The organism is Micromonospora sp. B11E3, assembly GCF_039871625.1.
Lineage (GTDB): Bacteria > Actinomycetota > Actinomycetes > Mycobacteriales > Micromonosporaceae > Micromonospora.
Map to the genome: position 1 here is coordinate 124,166 of NZ_JBDPMC010000011.1, position 15,007 is coordinate 139,172.

13 protein-coding genes are annotated in these 15,007 nt (G+C 72.8%); 5 read left to right on the plus strand and 8 right to left on the minus strand.

Going from position 1 to position 15,007, the window contains the following annotated elements:
* The first annotated feature begins 22 nt into the window (after positions 1-22).
* A complete protein-coding gene (locus ABGB16_RS08990) occupies positions 23-1,525 on the plus strand; it encodes an aldehyde dehydrogenase family protein (protein WP_347667505.1) in 1,503 nt (500 codons plus the stop codon).
* A 133-nt stretch (positions 1,526-1,658) separates the two neighbouring features.
* Here the strand turns inward: ABGB16_RS08990 and nucS are convergent, their stop codons facing one another.
* Positions 1,659-2,318: an endonuclease NucS gene (gene nucS, locus ABGB16_RS08995; RefSeq protein ID WP_347667506.1), complete on the minus strand. Its 660-nt coding sequence runs from the start codon at positions 2,316-2,318 to the stop codon at positions 1,659-1,661.
* 71 nt (positions 2,319-2,389) lie between these two features.
* Here nucS and ABGB16_RS09000 point away from each other — a divergent pair, with 71 nt between their 5' ends.
* Positions 2,390-3,007 carry a DUF4126 domain-containing protein gene (locus tag ABGB16_RS09000; protein ID WP_347667507.1) on the plus strand — a complete coding sequence of 206 codons (618 nt, stop codon included), beginning with the start codon at positions 2,390-2,392 and terminating at the stop codon, positions 3,005-3,007.
* Between the two features lie 105 nt (positions 3,008-3,112).
* On the opposite strand, the gene ABGB16_RS09005 is transcribed toward ABGB16_RS09000, so the two are convergent.
* The 3 genes from ABGB16_RS09005 to ABGB16_RS09015 all read right to left on the minus strand — a co-directional run bounded on the left by ABGB16_RS09005 (position 3,113) and on the right by ABGB16_RS09015 (position 6,673).
* On the minus strand, positions 3,113-3,706 hold the full coding sequence (locus tag ABGB16_RS09005) for a hypothetical protein (protein ID WP_347667528.1): 594 nt from the start codon (positions 3,704-3,706) through the stop codon (positions 3,113-3,115).
* Positions 3,707-4,905: 1,199 nt separating this feature from the next.
* Complete coding sequence (locus tag ABGB16_RS09010) at positions 4,906-6,357, minus strand: MFS transporter (RefSeq protein WP_347667508.1); 1,452 nt, start codon at positions 6,355-6,357, stop codon at positions 4,906-4,908.
* A gap of 79 nt (positions 6,358-6,436) precedes the next feature.
* Positions 6,437-6,673, minus strand: coding sequence for a hypothetical protein (locus tag ABGB16_RS09015; RefSeq protein WP_347667509.1), 237 nt, complete (start codon positions 6,671-6,673; stop codon positions 6,437-6,439).
* A gap of 181 nt (positions 6,674-6,854) precedes the next feature.
* Between ABGB16_RS09015 and ABGB16_RS09020 the strand changes: the two genes are divergently transcribed.
* Positions 6,855-8,012, plus strand: a complete 1,158-nt coding sequence (locus ABGB16_RS09020) for a geranylgeranyl reductase family protein (protein WP_347667510.1) — start codon at positions 6,855-6,857, stop codon at positions 8,010-8,012.
* A 99-nt stretch (positions 8,013-8,111) separates the two neighbouring features.
* Here the strand turns inward: ABGB16_RS09020 and ABGB16_RS09025 are convergent, their stop codons facing one another.
* From ABGB16_RS09025 to ABGB16_RS09035, 3 genes are all read right to left on the minus strand, one after another.
* Positions 8,112-9,905, minus strand: a complete 1,794-nt coding sequence (locus tag ABGB16_RS09025; protein ID WP_347667511.1) for a 5'-nucleotidase C-terminal domain-containing protein — start codon at positions 9,903-9,905, stop codon at positions 8,112-8,114.
* A 339-nt stretch (positions 9,906-10,244) separates the two neighbouring features.
* Positions 10,245-10,907 (minus strand): nucleotidyl transferase AbiEii/AbiGii toxin family protein, encoded by a 663-nt coding sequence (locus ABGB16_RS09030; RefSeq protein WP_347667512.1) that lies wholly within the window; start codon positions 10,905-10,907, stop codon positions 10,245-10,247.
* Entirely contained in the window at positions 10,904-11,245 is a 342-nt protein-coding gene (locus ABGB16_RS09035; protein WP_347667513.1) for a hypothetical protein, read from the minus strand. The genes ABGB16_RS09030 and ABGB16_RS09035 overlap by 4 nt, the downstream gene beginning before the upstream one ends.
* Positions 11,246-11,956: 711 nt before the next feature.
* Here ABGB16_RS09035 and ABGB16_RS09040 point away from each other — a divergent pair.
* Both ABGB16_RS09040 and ABGB16_RS09045 read left to right on the plus strand, forming a co-directional pair.
* Entirely contained in the window at positions 11,957-12,556 is a 600-nt protein-coding gene (locus ABGB16_RS09040) for a hypothetical protein (RefSeq protein WP_347667529.1), read from the plus strand.
* A 94-nt stretch (positions 12,557-12,650) separates the two neighbouring features.
* Positions 12,651-13,073 (plus strand): protein-tyrosine phosphatase family protein, encoded by a 423-nt coding sequence (locus tag ABGB16_RS09045; protein WP_347667514.1) that lies wholly within the window; start codon positions 12,651-12,653, stop codon positions 13,071-13,073.
* Positions 13,074-13,218: 145 nt separating this feature from the next.
* Here ABGB16_RS09045 and ABGB16_RS09050 read toward each other — a convergent pair whose 3' ends face one another.
* Complete coding sequence (locus tag ABGB16_RS09050; protein WP_347667515.1) at positions 13,219-14,790, minus strand: ATP-binding cassette domain-containing protein; 1,572 nt, start codon at positions 14,788-14,790, stop codon at positions 13,219-13,221.
* Between the last annotated feature and the right edge of the window lie 217 nt (positions 14,791-15,007).

A 15,007-nucleotide genomic window follows, 5' to 3' on the forward strand; every position in this document is an offset into this window, starting at 1 on the left:
CCTGCGGGTCTAGACTTCGGCTATGACGGCTGTGCATGCCCCGGGTACCCCGGTCATCGAGGACGGCCGACTGGTGTCGACCAGCCCGGCCACCGGCGCGGAGGCGGGGCGGCTGCCGCTCGCGACCCCCACCGACGTCGCGCGGGCCGTCGACCGCGCCCGCGGGGCGGGGCAGTGGTGGGCCGGCCTCGGCTTCGCCGGCCGCCGGGAACGGCTGCTGCGCTGGCGGAGCCTGCTCGCCCGGCGGATCGAGGAGCTGGCCGCGCTGGTGCACACCGAGGGCGGCAAGCCGGTCGCCGACGCCGTCGTCGAGATCCTCACCGCGATCGAGCACGTCGACTGGGCCGCCCGCAACGCCCGGCGGGTGCTCGGGCCGCGCCGGGTGCGCTCCCGACTCATCCTGGCCGAGTTCTCCGCCCACCTCGAATACCAGCCGTACGGGGTGGTCGGCGTCATCGGCCCCTGGAACTACCCCGTCTTCACCCCCCTCGGCTCCGCCGCGTACGCCCTCGCCGCCGGCAACGCCGTCGTGTTCAAGCCCAGCGAGTACACCCCGGCCGTCGGGCAGTGGCTGGTGGACACCTTCGCCGAGGTGGTGCCGGAGCACCCCGTGTTCACCGCCGTGCACGGCCTCGGCGACGTCGGCGCGGCGCTGTGCCGGTCCGGGGTGGACAAGCTGGCCTTCACCGGCTCGACGGCCACGGCCAAGAAGGTGATGGCCGCCTGCGCCGAGTCGCTGACGCCGGTGCTGGTGGAGGCGGGCGGCAAGGACGCGATGATCGTGGACAGCGACGCCGACCTGGACGCCGCCGCCGAGGCGTGCGTCTGGGGCGCGCTCACCAACGCCGGCCAGACCTGCATCGGCATCGAGCGGGTGTACGCGGCCGAGCCCGTCTTCGACGCGTTCGTCGGCAAGGTGGTGGAGCGGGCCGGCCGGCTGACGGTCGGCGCCGAGGGGGCCGACATCGGGCCGATCACCATGCCCGGCCAGCTCGACGTGATCCGTCGGCACATCGACGACGCGCTGGCCCGGGGCGGCCGCGCCGTGCTCGGCGGCGCCGATGCCGTGCGGCCCCCGTACGTGCACCCGACCGTGCTCGTGGACGTACCGGAGGACTCGGACGCCGTCCGGGAGGAGACCTTCGGGCCGACCCTGACCGTCAACCGGGTCCGCGACGCCGACGAGGCGGTCGCCCGGGCCAACGCCCTCCCGTACGGCCTGGGGGGTTCGGTCTTCGGCCGGCGTCGGGCCATGGCCATCGCGCGGCGGCTGCGCTCCGGGATGGCCGCGGTGAACTCGACCCTGGCCTTCGCCGGGATGTCCACGCTGCCGTTCGGTGGCGTCGGCGACTCCGGCTTCGGCCGGATCCACGGCGAGGACGGGCTGCGCGAGTTCGGCCGGGCCAAGGCCGTCACCCGCCGCCGGGCCCGCTCCCTGCTGCCGGCGATGACCTTCGAGCGCACGCCGGCCGACGTCGCCCGCCTGGTCAAGGCCACCAAGCTCATGTACGGTCGCCGCCGCTGACCGCCCCTGGCCGCCGGGTACGTTGATCCACTCCATGTCGCCGACATGGCGGGCATCCCGCGGCTCGGACACCACCATGTCGCCGACATGGACCACCGGCCCACAGCGCCCGGGCCCGGCGGTCCGAGCCTGCTCAGAACAGCGTCAGCTCGTCCCGCTCGATGCCGCGCAGCTTGTCGTAGTCGACCACCACGCACCGGATGCCCCGGTCGGTGGCCAGCACCCGGGCCTGCGGCTTGATCTCCTGGGCGGCGAAGACGCCGGCCACCGGGGCGAGCAGCGGATCCCGGTTCAGCAGTTCGAGGTAGCGGGTCAACTGCTCCACGCCGTCGATCTCGCCGCGCCGCTTCACCTCGACCGCGACCGTGCCCTGCTCGGCGTCCCGGCAGAGCAGGTCCACCGGCCCGATCGCCGTCATGTATTCGCGGCGGATCAGCGTGTAGCCCTCGCCGAGCGTGCCCGGGTTGGCCGCCAGCAGCTCCTGCAGGTGCGCCTCGACGCCGTCCTTGCGCAGGCCCGGGTCGACCCCCAGCTCGTACGAGGTGTCCTGGAAGATCTCCTCCAGGGTGATCCGCAGTTCCTCACCGGCCTTGTTCACGACCCGCCAGACGCCCGGGGCCTCCTCCAGCCGGCAGGGCGGGCTCATCCAGTTCAACGGCTTGTACGCCCGGTCGTCGGCGTGGATCGACACCGACCCGTCCGCCTTCACCATCAACAACCGGGTGGCCATCGGCAGGTGGGCCGAGAGCCGTCCGACGTAGTCCACCGAGCACTTCGCAATCACCAGCCGCACCCGACGAGGGTAACGGAGACCCCGGCCCGCGCCACCGAGCGGCACTGGCGTGCCGGTGCGATGCTGAGACGGTGTTCGAAGTGCTCACGGGTACCGGTCTCGCCGCCTCGGCGGGTCTGAACGCCTACATACCCCTGCTCACCATGGGGCTGCTGGCCCGCTACACCGACCTGATCGAGCTGCCCAGCGGCTGGCAGTGGCTCGGCAACGGATGGATCATGATGATCCTCGCGGTGCTGCTCGCCGTCGAGGTCGTCGCCGACAAGGTTCCCGTGGTCGACCACGTCAACGACATCGTGCAGACCGTGGTCCGGCCGACCGCCGGCGGGCTCGCCTTCGGCGCCGGCTCCAGCTCCGAGACCGTCACCGTCACCGACCCCGGCCACTTCTTCTCGTCCAACCAGTGGGTGCCGGTGGTGACCGGCATCCTGATCGCCTTCGGCGTCCACGCGCTCAAGTCCGCCGCCCGCCCGGTGATCAACGCGACCACCGCCGGCGTCGGCGCCCCGGTGGCCAGCACGGCCGAGGACGCCACCAGCATCGCGATGTCCCTGGTGGCGATCATCCTGCCGGTGCTGGTGCTGGCGTTCCTGCTCGGCCTGGTCCTTTTCCTGTTCTGGTTCTTCCGCCGGCGCAAGGACCGCCGCCGGGAACGCCAGGCGGCCCGCGCCGCCGGCTTCCGCGTCTGAACCACCTCGGGTACGCCGCTGGCCGGCACCCCCGTCCTCCGGGGTGCCGGCCAGCGGCGTCGTGCCTGCCTGTTCGATCGTGCGTGTTCGGTTGTGCTCGTCGGGTCAGCTGTTCCAGTGCTGGGCGACGAGGTCGGCGGCCTGCTGCTCCCACTGGGCGTACGCGTCCGGGTACGCCGACACCTGCACCGTCTGCGCGGCCTCGGTCAGCGGCATGTCCTGCCACCCGTCCACCTGCTTCAAACCCTTCAGGAACGCCGTCGTCGAGTACTGCGGATCCGTGATCTGCTCCGGGGTGCCCCAACCCGACGACGGGCGCTGCTGGAACAGGCCCAGCGAGTCGTGGTCGTTACGGTCACCCAGGTGCCCCAGGTTCTCCAGCTTCGACTCCTGCAGGCTCGTGGCGATCGAGATCACCGCGGCCCGCTCGGGCAGGCCGGCCTTCTTCGTCGCCGCGATGATCGCCTTCGCGTTCGCCACCTGCTCGCCATCAAGGTCGATGCGCGACTGGGCGCCCTGCACCCCATGCGGGACCAGCTTGCCGCTGTCGGGCTTGTCGGCCTGCACGGCCACCGCGACCGGCTTCACCTGCGCCGGGGCGGCGTGGGCGGCGGTGGCGTGCAGCGGACCGGCGGCCAGGCCACCGGCGAACGCGAGACCGGCGATACCGAGAACGCTCTTACGCAGCATCGTGTTCATCATCAAAGCTCCATTCGGGGGTCGACACCCACGCCGGGCCACAAGGGGGACGGCCCTGTGCAGGGTGTGAGCACCGTCGGGGCGCTCGAAAGCCTGGAAGAAGAGGGGAAAGATCTGCCCGCCGCGCCGCGGGGCAGGGACCCGGTCAAGGCGAGGATGCCTGCGCTCGAGCCGGGGATGCCTCGGTTCCGGGCGGGGATGCCTCGGTCGGGGCGAAGGTGCCTGCCTCGGTCGAGCCGGGGGCGCCTCGGTCGAGCCGGGGGCGCCTCGGTCGAGCCGGGGGCGCCTCGGTCGAGCCGGGGATGCCTCGGTCGAGCCGGGGGCGCCTCGGTCGAGCCGGGGATGCCTCGGTCGAGCCGGGGATGCCTCGGTCGAGCCGGGGGCGCGTGCCTCGGTCGAGCCGGGGGCGCGTGCCTCGGTCTGGGCGAAAGGCGCGTCGGCGGAGGTGCCTCAGCGGAGGTGCCTCAGCGGAGATGCCTCGGCGGAGATGCCTCGGTGGAGATGCCTCGGTGGAGGTTCCTCGGCGGGGCGCCTCGGTCGGGGCGGGGGTGCCTCGGCGGAGGATTGCCTCGTCGCAGCGCCCGGGACCATGCACAACGACCGGCGGCCCGCCATCATTCCGGGGGACCCGGGTCACCCACCCCGCGGGGCGCCCTCTCGGCGCGCACCGGTGTTCAACGCCCCCACCCCCGCCACGATTCCGCCCCGACGATGGGCCCCCGGTCGCCCACCGGCACACCCAGGCCGGACATTCGACGCGAATGGGCACACCCGGACGAGTTGATCCACTCCATGTCGGGCGACATGGCGGTGTCCGAGCCCCGGGATGCCCGCCATGTCGCCGACATGGAGTCGATCACCACCTGAACCGGGCACCCGAACATGAACACCGAGGCAAAGACCGCGCCGGCCTGCCGCACGAGTAGGGCACATCGGCACAAACCGTGCACACGGCTACCGAACCGCAACCAGGCCGAACGGGCAGTAACCGAAACGAGCCGACGGACAGCAACCGGGACGAGCCGAACGGACAGCAACCGGGACGAGCCGAACGGGCAGCAACCGGGACGGGGCCGGGTGGGGCCCGCCGTGACCGGCGCAGGGATCAAGCCTGACCGCCCGGAGCCGGGCACGGTCGCCCCCAGCCCCCCTCCTTGCACCTCACAGAAGGGTGACGGCGTGGCCGATGGTGACGGGTGTCAGCGAGGGACGTTGCCCTTTCGCCGTCCGCGCTGGATGTCCAGCAGGGCGGCCAGCAGGGCGAGCGCGACGATGCCGGCGGCCAGCAGCAGCGAGTGCCGGAACGCCGCGGCCCAGTCCCCGTGCGTGGCGGCCAACGACGAGAAGAAGAGCGCGCCGACGGCCGCGATGCCGGCGGCGGAACCGATCCGTTGGCCGGTCTGGAGCATTCCCGCGCCGCTGCCCGCCTGGGGCACCGGCACCTGCGAGAGGGTGAGGGTCTGGTTGGGCGTGATGACCAGGCCGCTGCCCAGCCCGGCGACCAGGAGCGGGACGGCCGTACGGAGCGGGACGCCACCGTGCGGCTCGCCGTGCAGCACGAACACCACCGCGCCGAGGCCCAGCACCACGACGAACAGGCCGACGGCGACCAGTGGCCGGCCGTACCGGTTGACGATCCGGCCGCCCAGCGCGGAGGCGGCGGCCGACCCCAGGGCGAACGGCGTGATCGCCAGGCCGGCGACCAGGGCGCTGTAGCCGAGACCGATCTGCAGGTACAGCGTGAAGATGAAGAAGATCGCGGTGAACCCGCCGAAGTAGAGCAGCGCGATCAGGGCTCCCAGCGAGTACGACCGGAACCGGAACAGCCGCAGGTCGAACAGCGGCGTCCGGTGTCGCGCGTACCGGTGTTCCCACAGCGCGAAGCCGGCGAGCACGACGAGTCCGGCGGGGATCAGCAGCCACTTCCACGGCGTCTGCCACTGCCGCTCCTGCACCAGCGGCAGCAGTACCAGCACCACGCCGGCGCCGAGCAGCAGCACCCCGAGCGGGTCGAGTCGGTTGCGGTCGGCCGTGCCGGCAGGCTGCGCCGGCAGCAGGCGCCAGCCGAGGACGACCGCGACGACGCCCACCGGGACGTTGACGAAGAACACCCACCGCCAGCCGTCCTGCTCGCCGCCGAGCTGGATCAACAGCCCGCCGAGCAGCGGCCCGATCGCGGTGGAGATGCCGATGGTCGCGCCGAGCAGCCCGAACGGTCGACCCCGTTCCGGGCCCCGGAACAGCTGCTGGATCAGGCCGGTGACCTGCGGGTTGACGATGCCGGCGGCGGCGCCCTGCAACAGCCGCGCCCCGACCAGCCACTCTGGCGAGCGGGCCAGCCCGGCCAGGGCGCTGGTGAGGGTGAACAGGGCGATGCCGAGAACGAACGCGTTGCGCCGTCCCCGGGCGTCGCCGAACCGGCCCGCCGGCACGAGCGCCAGGCCGAAGGTGAGCGCGTACCCGGACAGGACCCACTGCAGGTCGCTCGGGGTGGCCCGCAGCGCCCGGTCTATCGACGGCACCGCGACGTTGACGATGCTCACGTCGAGCAGCGTCATGAAGGCGGCGACCAGCCCGACGCCGACCGCCTGCCACCGTCGCCGCTCGTCGCCGGGGTCCGCCGGCCGGCCCGGCTGTTCGGCGCTGGTCACGGTGCCCCCCGTCGCCCGGCGGTCGACTGTCCCTGACCGCTACCCGGGCCCCGTGGGGGCAAACCGCGACCGGGTGGGCTCACGCCATCTGGCGGGCGCACCAGCGGGGGCCGAAGTCCAGGCCCGCCATGGGGGAGTCCTCCCGGTGCAGGAGGTTCTTCTCGGTCAGCATGTGCAGCGGGGCGCGGATCTCCTCGGCGGACAGCCCCGACTCCTGCGCGATCATGTCAGGGTACGGGACCTGTCCCCGGGCCTCCAGCGCCGCCACCGCCTGGTACACCCGTTCCTCGACGTCCGACAGACGTACCTGCTGCATCGCTCTCCTCCTCGGCGTGACCGCCCGCCAGGGGCGGAACTGCGCTGCGCGGTTACCCGCCGCCCCGCCGTTGATGCCCGCCCGATCGAGCGGTTCGGCCCCGCCGTACCGGACGCGCCCCGCCACCTGCCGGGGCGCGGCGCGCGGGCCGTCGCGGCGGGCCGTGCCCTAGGCTGCAACCGTGATCAACTGGGACCTGGTCGTCGTCGGCGGTGGCCCCGCCGGGCTCTCCGCCGCCCACGTCGCGGCCACCGCCGGGCTGCGCACCCTGGTCGTCGAGCGGGCCGCCCATCCCCGGTACAAGACGTGCGGCGGTGGCCTCATCGGCACGTCCGTCGCGGCCGTCGGCGACCGGATCGACGTGCCGGCGCACGACCGGGTGGACCGGGTGACGTTCACCCGGGACGGCCGGCGGGAGTTCACCCGCCGGCACGCGGCGCCCCTGCTGGCGATGGTGCGCCGCGAGGAGTTCGACGACCGGCTGCGCGCCGCCGCCGTCGCCGCCCGGGCCGAGCTGCGCGAGCGGGTCGCGGTCCGCGCACTGGAGCAGCACCCCGAGGGGGTACGCCTGCGGCTCGCCGACGGCGAGACCGTGCACGCCCGTACGGTGATCGGCGCCGACGGCTCCTCCGGGGTGACCGCCCGGCACGTCGGCGTCCGGTACCGGCAGGTGGATCTGGGGCTGGAACTGGAGTTGCCGGTGCCGGAGCGGGAGCAGCGCCGCTGGCGCGGGCGGCTCCTGCTGGACTGGGGGCGCATCCCCGGGTCGTACGCGTGGGTCTTCCCCAAAGGCGACCGGCTGACGGTCGGGGTGATCGCGGCCCGGGGCGAGGGGGAGCGGACCCGCGAGTACCTGCGCCGATTCGTCGACCGGCTCGGCCTGTCCGGGGTGAGCGCGGAGCACGACTCCGGGCACCTGACCCGCTGCCGCGCCGACGACGCGCCGCTGCGCCACGGCCGGGTGCTGGTCGCCGGCGATGCGGCCGGCCTGCTGGAACCGTGGAGCCGGGAGGGCATCAGCTACGCGCTGCGCTCCGGGGCGCTGGCCGGGGCGGCCGTCGTCGACGGCGACCTGGACGGCTACCAGCGGTCGGTGGAGCGGGACCTGGTGCCCCCGATGCGGGCCGGGTACCGGCTGCTGGACGTGTTCTCCCGGCGACCGGACGTCTTCCACGCGCTGCTGGCCACCCCGCCCGGCTGGCGGATGTTCGTCCGGTTCTGCCAGGGCCTGACGAGCTTCGAGGAGACACTGACGCGGGCGCCGGTGCGGGCGGGGCTGGCCCTGCTGGACCGCCTCCCGTCGGCCCGGCAGACCCGTCGGCGGGCCGCCGCCGGCTGATCCGCACATCTGCTCGCGTCCGCGGCCCGCGGGCACGTCTGCCGCCTACGCCGGCGGGCCGCGGGTGTGGTCACCCGCGGCCCGCCGCACGACGTCGCGTCAGAAGACCGGCACGCCCTCGCGCACCAGCTTCCAGTTGGGGACGTAGAAGTCGGCCGGGTCGATGACGCCCTTGGCCTGCGCCCAGTCGATCAGCAGCTGGCGGATCTCCTGCTGCTGGTTGTAGACCTGGGTCTTCACGATGCCCGGGAAGTTGCCGCCGCCGCTGCGCCGGTAGTTGTTCACCGCGATCACGAACTGCGCGTCGTCGGCCACCGGTGTGCCGGTGCCCGGCAGGACCAGGCGGGTGATCCGCTGGCCGACCGGCCTGCTGATGTCGATGTCGTAGTCGAGCCCGGAGATGACGTCGTAGTTGTAGTCCGGGACGGCCGGGTCGCTGATCGTTGCCGGGTCGACCGGCGCGCCCACCGCCAGGGTGGTGAAGTACTTCGCCGAGTACTCCAGGTACGCCCGCACCTCTGCGCCGGTGAGCACCACGGCCTCGAGGGTGTTGTCGTACACGTAGAGCCCGGCCACGTCGCGGATGCGCACGTCACCGGCGGGGAAGACCGCCGTGCGGCTGAACGGGGCCGCGATCGACAGCACCGGCAGGCCCGCGTACGCCGTGCCGGCCAGCGCCTCCGTGACCACCTCGGTCTGGACGTGGTTGATGAAGTCCAGGATCGGGGTGTCCTTGTACCGGGACTCGGCGGCCGACAGCTCCACACTCGACCGGGCGACGACCTGGTTGACGTACGCGACGGTCTTGCCGTGCTGGCCGCGCACGGCCGCGAGGACCGCCGGGTCCTCGACCACCGTGTTGGTGTTCAGCATGCTGGCGCGCTTGGCGGCGACCTTCCAGCCGCCCCGCTCGCGGACCAGGGTGAAGTCCATCCGGGTCAGCCGCTGGCCCCACTTCGAGGGCTCGGACATCAGCACCTGGGCGCCGGTCTCCGTGTTGGTCACGAACTTCTCGACGACCTCGTTGTGCGCGTGGCCGAAGAGGATCGCGTCGATTCCGGGCACCTGCTCGGCGATCATGGTGCACGGGTTCTCGTTCGGCAGCTCCGGGCCGTAGCTGGAGGTGCCGCTGTCGCCGCCGTGCGCCGAGATCACGACGAGGTCGGCGCCGCGCACCCGCATGATCGGCACCCACTTGGCGGCGGTCGCCACCATGTCGGCGAAGGCCAGCTTGCCCTCGACGTTGCCCTTGTCCCAGATCGCCACGCCGGGGTTGGTCAGGCCCAGGATGCCGACCTTCAGCTTCGGCGCGCCGGCGCCGCCGAGGTCGACCTCCTTGATGACGTACGGCAGGTACGCCGGCTTGCCGGTGGCCTCGTTGATCGCGTTCGCGGCGAGGGCCGGGAAGCCGAGCTGGCCGATCCACCTGGCCAGCAGCGGCAGCCCGTAGTTGAACTCGTGGTTGCCCAGCGTGACGGCGTCGTACCTCAGCACGTTCATCGCGTTGGCCATCGGGTGCGTCTCGCCGGTGACGGTGATCGGCTCCTGCTTGGCGTAGTACGTGGCCAGCGGGGTGCCCTGGATGGTGTCGCCGGCGTCGAGCACCAGGGTCGCCTTGCCCGCGCGCTCCGCCCGGATCTGGTTGACCAGGGTGGCCAGTTTTGCGACGCCGATGTCGTTGTGCCGGCTGTCGTCGTACTCGGCGTCCTTGTAGTAGTCCCAGTTGTAGACGTTGCCGTGGGTGTCCGAGGTGCCCAGGATCGTCAGGTCCCAGGTCTTCGTGCCCTTCGACTCGGCCGCCCGGGCGGGAGCGCCGACGATCAGGGGGGCGGTCGCGGCGGCGGCCGCGACGGCCAGCACCTGGCGGCGCGATGCGCCGGAGGAAGAGGTCATGAGGAGCCTTTCCATGGGGGTGTACGCGTCTCGTGGACGCCGAGCGCACCATAACCATCCCTGGTCACCGGTGTCACAGCGGCCCGAGCTGTTCCACACCACCCCGGCGGCCGGACACCGCCGTGTCGCCGACATCGCGGCACGCGCCGAGCGACAGCCCGGCGTGGCAGCCGACCATTCGCTCGACGAGTCTTTCAGCTGCAGCGGAGCCACCCGCCCGGCGTGTTTCCGGCTTCAGCGGGGGTCGTCCGCCCGGCGTGTCTGTCGGCTTCAGCGGGGTCGTCCGCCCGGCGTGTCTGTCGGCTTCAGCGGGGTCGTCCGCTCAGGTGTCATTCGGCTTCAGCGGGGCCAGGCTGCCAGGCGGGCGCGGAGGCGGGCGACCTGCTCCGGGCCCAGGCCGTACCGGGCGAAGCGGCGGTCCGGCAGGCGGTCCAGGTAGCGGCCGGCGGCCCGGACGTCCTCCGGGTCGAGCGCCGGGTCCACCTGGCGGGCCAGGTCGAGCAGCTCGGGCACCGGGTAGTGCTCCAGGGCCGCCGCCACGTCGATGAAGTCGCGCACCTCCCGCCGGTTGACCAGCGCGGCCGTCTTGTTCGCCACCAGGTCGCGCAGGTCCATCACCGGTCCGAGGTCCATCACCACCGGGCTGCGTCGCCGGTCGAGCCGGGCCAGGCTCAGCCGGATCTGCCGGGAGCCCCGGCTGACCACGAAGTCCTTCAAGTCCCGGTCGAACCCGGCGAACAGCTCGCCCAGGTCGCTGTCCGGGTCGGCGTCGGTCACCTCGAAGCCGGCCTCCTCCAGCGCCGCCCGTACCCCCGTCGCCGCCGCGGCCGCCGCTCCCTCGACGTCGGCGAAGAGGTCCACGTCCTCCGTCGGCCGGAAGGTCAACCCGTGCGCGGCCCAGGCCACCCCGCCGCCGAGCACGAACCGGTGCCGCCCGGCGACCGACAGGGCGACCCGGGCGACCTCGCGGTAGAAGTCGTCCGGCGGGGCGTTGTCACTCACGCCGCGCGCAGCTCGTCGTGCCGGTGCTCCCACGCCTCGCGGACCCCGCGGGGCAGGTTGAGCAGGCACCACACCTGGCGCAGCAGGTGACCGTTGACCAGTTCGCGCAGGTCGTCCGCGCGGGTGGTCTCGCGCAGCACGTTCTCGTACATCCAGAGCAGGTCGTCCGGGTCGGCCAGGTCGAAGGTGCGCTCCGCGTTCCACATCAGGCGTACGGGCAACTCGACGATGCCTCGGGTGGGGCCCGTCAGCTCGGCCAGGGTGGAGGCGACCACGGCGGGGCGGCCCGGCCGGGCCAGGAAGGCCACGCCGGTGGAGGTGGGGGAGACGCCCTGCATGGTGTCAGGGTAACGCCTGGTCGGGGTGGTGGGGCGGTGCCGTTGCCCGGTTGGTGTGCGGTGGGGTCCGCCCCGGCCCGAGGGTGGCCGCCGCGTCTTGATCGACTCGATGTCGGCGACATGGGGGTGTCCGAGCCCTCCGGATGCCGCCATGTCGGCGACATGGGGGTGGATCACCCGACCCGGGTGCGGCGATCAGCCCCGTATGTCCGGTCCGTGGGTTGGGGTGTGACCGGCGTCGGGGTGGAGTCGTGGCCGGGGCGGGGTGGATGCCGGTGCCGTGATCGACTCCATGGTGGCGACATGGGGCTGTCCGAGTGACACGGATGCCCCGATGTCGGTGACACGGAGTGGATCATCCCGGCCCGGGTGCGGCGATTCGCCACCGTGTGTCTGGTTCGCGGCTGCTGCTGGGTGTGATCGGCGGCATCGTGGGGGCGGAATCGTGGCCGGGGCGGGGTCGTTACACCTGACGCACGGCCGAGGACGGCGTCCCGCTTCCGTGTCCGTGAGGCGGGTGGGCCGGGCCCGGAATGGTGACGGGCCGCCGGTCGTTGTGCATGGTCCCGGCGCCCGTGACGAGGCACCGCCTGCCCCGCGGTCGCACCGGCCAGAGACTTCCCCTCTTTCGAGCGCCTGACGGTGCTTGCGCACGCCCGCCCGACCCCCCTTGGGCAGTGTGTGCGCCAACCCCCGAATGGAGCTTTGATGATGAACACGATGCTGCGTAAGAGCGTTCTCGGTGTTGCTGGTCTCGCGTTCGCCGGTGGGCTGGCCGCCGGTCCCCTGCACGCCACCGCCGCGCACGCCGTCCCGGCGCAGGTGAAGCCGGTTGCCGTGGCCGTGCAGGCCGACAAGCCGGGCGTGGGCAAGGCCAAGCTGATTCCGCACGGGGTGCAGGGCGCCCAGTCGCGCATCGACCTTGATGGCGAGCAGGTGGCGAACGCAGAGGCGATCATCGCGGCGACGAAGAAGGCCGGCCTGCCCGAGCGGGCTGCGGTGATCTCGATCGCCACGAGTCTGCAGGAGTCGAAGTTGGAGAACCTGGGGCACCTGGGTGACCGTAACGACCACGACTCGCTGGGGCTGTTCCAGCAGCGTCCGTCGTCGGGTTGGGGCACCCCGGAGCAGATCACGGACCCGCAGTACTCGACGACGGCGTTCCTGAAGGGTTTGAAGCAGGTGGACGGGTGGCAGGACATGCCGCTGACCGAGGCCGCGCAGACGGTGCAGGTGTCGGCGTACCCGGACGCGTACGCCCAGTGGGAGCAGCAGGCCGCCGACCTCGTCGCCCAGCACTGGAACAGCTGACCCGAGCACGATCGAACACGCACGCAGGACGCCGCTGGCCGGCACCCCAGAGGACGGGTGCCGGCCAGCGGTGTCTTCGGAGCAGAATGAGGGCGTGGGTGCGACGGGGGAATGGTTGGAGCGGACCGGGGTGGTGGTGCTGCCGCGCGGGGCGACGGTACGCGGCCGACGGATCGGCGATCCGGCCACGCCCGCCGACTTCGCCCTGCTGCTGGCGCCCGGGCCGGTGCCGGCGTGGGCGTACCGGCGTGTGCGCTGGCCGGACTTCCTGCTGCCGCTGGACCGGGCCGACGCCCTGGACGCCCTCGGCGAGGCGCTGCGTCGGGCGTACTCCGGGGAACGGGTGGAGGTGGCCTGCCGCGGCGGTGTCGGCCGCACCGGGACGGCGCTCGCGGCGCTCGCCGTGCTCGACGGGCTGCCCGCCGAGCGGGCGGTGGCGTGGGTACGCGAGCGCTACCATCCGCGCGCGGTGGAGACGCCGTGGCAGCGGCGCTGGCTCCGGCGGTTGCCGGGCTGACCCCCTCCGGCGGCGGCCGTGCTGGCCGCTGCCAGACGGTCCGGCCCGCCGGTGACTGCTGCCCCGACGTCCCGGCCCCCGCCGGCGACTGCTGCCCCGACGTCCCGGCGCCCGCCGGCGACTGCTGCCCCGACGTCCCGGCCCGTCAGCGCGCGACGTACTCGCGCAGGTGGGTGGCGGTGAGCGTGTCGCCGCGCGCGACGAGGTCGGCCGGGGTGCCGGTGAAGACGACGCGCCCACCGTCGTGGCCCGCGCCCGGGCCGAGGTCGATGATCCAGTCGGCGTGCGCCATGACCGCCTGATGGTGCTCGATGACCACGACCGTGTTGCCGGCGTCCACGAGGCGGTCCAGCAGGGCCAGCAGGTTGTCGACGTCGGCCAGGTGCAGCCCCGTCGTCGGCTCGTCCAGCACGTAGGTGTTCGCCCTGTCGCCCATGTGAATGGCCAGCTTGAGCCGCTGCCGCTCGCCGCCGGACAGGGTGGTCAGCGGCTGGCCGAGGCTCAGGTAGCTCAGCCCCACGTCGGCCAGGCGGTCCAGCACCGACCGGGCCGCGCCGCTGGGGAAGAAGTCCCGGGCCTCGGTGACGGACATGGCGAGGACCTCGCTGATGTTCTTCCCGCGCAGGGTGTAGGCGAGCACCTCGGGGGTGAACCGGCGCCCCTCGCACTGCTCGCACACCGAGGCGACCCCGGCCGTCATCGCCAGGTCGGTGTAGACCAGGCCGATGCCCTTGCATCCCGGACAGGCGCCCTCGGAGTTGGCGCTGAACAGGGCCGGCTTGACCTTGTTCGCCCTGGCGAAGGCGGCACGGATCGGGTCGAGCAGCCCGGTGTAGGTGGCGGGGTTGCTGCGCCGGGAGCCGCGGATCGCGGACTGGTCGACCACCACCACCCCCTCGCGGCGGGGAAGCGAGCCGTGGATCAGCGAACTCTTGCCGGAGCCCGCGACACCGGTCACCGCGGTCAGCACGCCGAGCGGCACGTCGACGTCGACGTCGCGCAGGTTGTGCAGGTCGGCCCCGCGGATGGGCAGGTGTCCGGTGGGCCGGCGGACGTGCTCGCGCAGGCGTACCCGGTGGTCCAGGTGCCGTCCGGTGAGCGTGCCGGAGCGGCGCAGCCCGGCCACGTCGCCGACGTGGCAGACGCGCCCGCCGTCCGGGCCGGCCCCCGGGCCGAGGTCGACCACGTGGTCGGCGATCGCGATGGTCTCCGGCTTGTGCTCCACCACCAGCACCGTGTTGCCCTTGTCCCGCAGCCGCAGCAGCAGGGCGTTCATCCGGGCGATGTCGTGCGGGTGCAGGCCGACCGTCGGCTCGTCGAAGACGTACGTGACGTCGGTGAGGCTGGAGCCGAGATGGCGCACCATCTTCACCCGCTGCGCCTCGCCGCCGGAGAGGGTGGCCGACTCGCGGTCGAGGCTGAGGTAGCCCAGGCCGATCTCGACGAGCGACGCCAGCAGGTCCCGCAGGTTGCCCACCAGCGGCGCGACCGACGGGTCGTCCACGCCCCGGACGAACTCGGCCAGGTCGCTGATCTGCATCGCCGAGCACTCGGCGATGTTGCGGCCGTCGATCCGGGCGGACAGGGCGGCCTCGTTGAGCCGGGCGCCGTGGCAGTCGCCGCAGGTGGTGAAGGTGACCGCCCGCTCGACGAACGCCCGGATGTGCGGCTGCGTCGGCTCCTTGTCGCCCAGGTAGAGCCGGCGGACCTTGACCACAAGGCCCTCGTACGTGAGGTTGCCGCCACCGACCCTCAGCTTCGTGAGGGGTTTGTGCAGCAGGTCCTGCCACTGCTGCGGGGTGTAGTCCCAACGCCGCTCGGTTAAGGCGTTGTGGCGGCTGTCGAGGGGTGTGTCGCTCAGGCAAACAGAAGCGGAGTTCCGGTATTGAGGTGAGTCACTCCAAGAAACCCTCGAGACCAGGAACTCCGCTTTG

Excerpts from the sequence above, each read along its gene's own strand:
- ABGB16_RS08990 (WP_347667505.1), top strand. The coding sequence starts at position 23 with ATGACGGCTGTGCATGCCCCGGGTACCCCGGTCATCGAGGACGGCCGA.
- ABGB16_RS09005 (WP_347667528.1), bottom strand. The coding sequence starts at position 3,706 with ATGAACACGATGCTGCGTAAGAGCGTTCTCGGTATCGCCGGTCTCGCG.
- ABGB16_RS09015 (WP_347667509.1), bottom strand. The coding sequence starts at position 6,673 with ATGCAGCAGGTACGTCTGTCGGACGTCGAGGAACGGGTGTACCAGGCG.
- ABGB16_RS09025 (WP_347667511.1), bottom strand. The coding sequence starts at position 9,905 with ATGACCTCTTCCTCCGGCGCATCGCGCCGCCAGGTGCTGGCCGTCGCG.
- ABGB16_RS09035 (WP_347667513.1), bottom strand. The coding sequence starts at position 11,245 with ATGCAGGGCGTCTCCCCCACCTCCACCGGCGTGGCCTTCCTGGCCCGG.
- ABGB16_RS09040 (WP_347667529.1), top strand. The coding sequence starts at position 11,957 with ATGAACACGATGCTGCGTAAGAGCGTTCTCGGTGTTGCTGGTCTCGCG.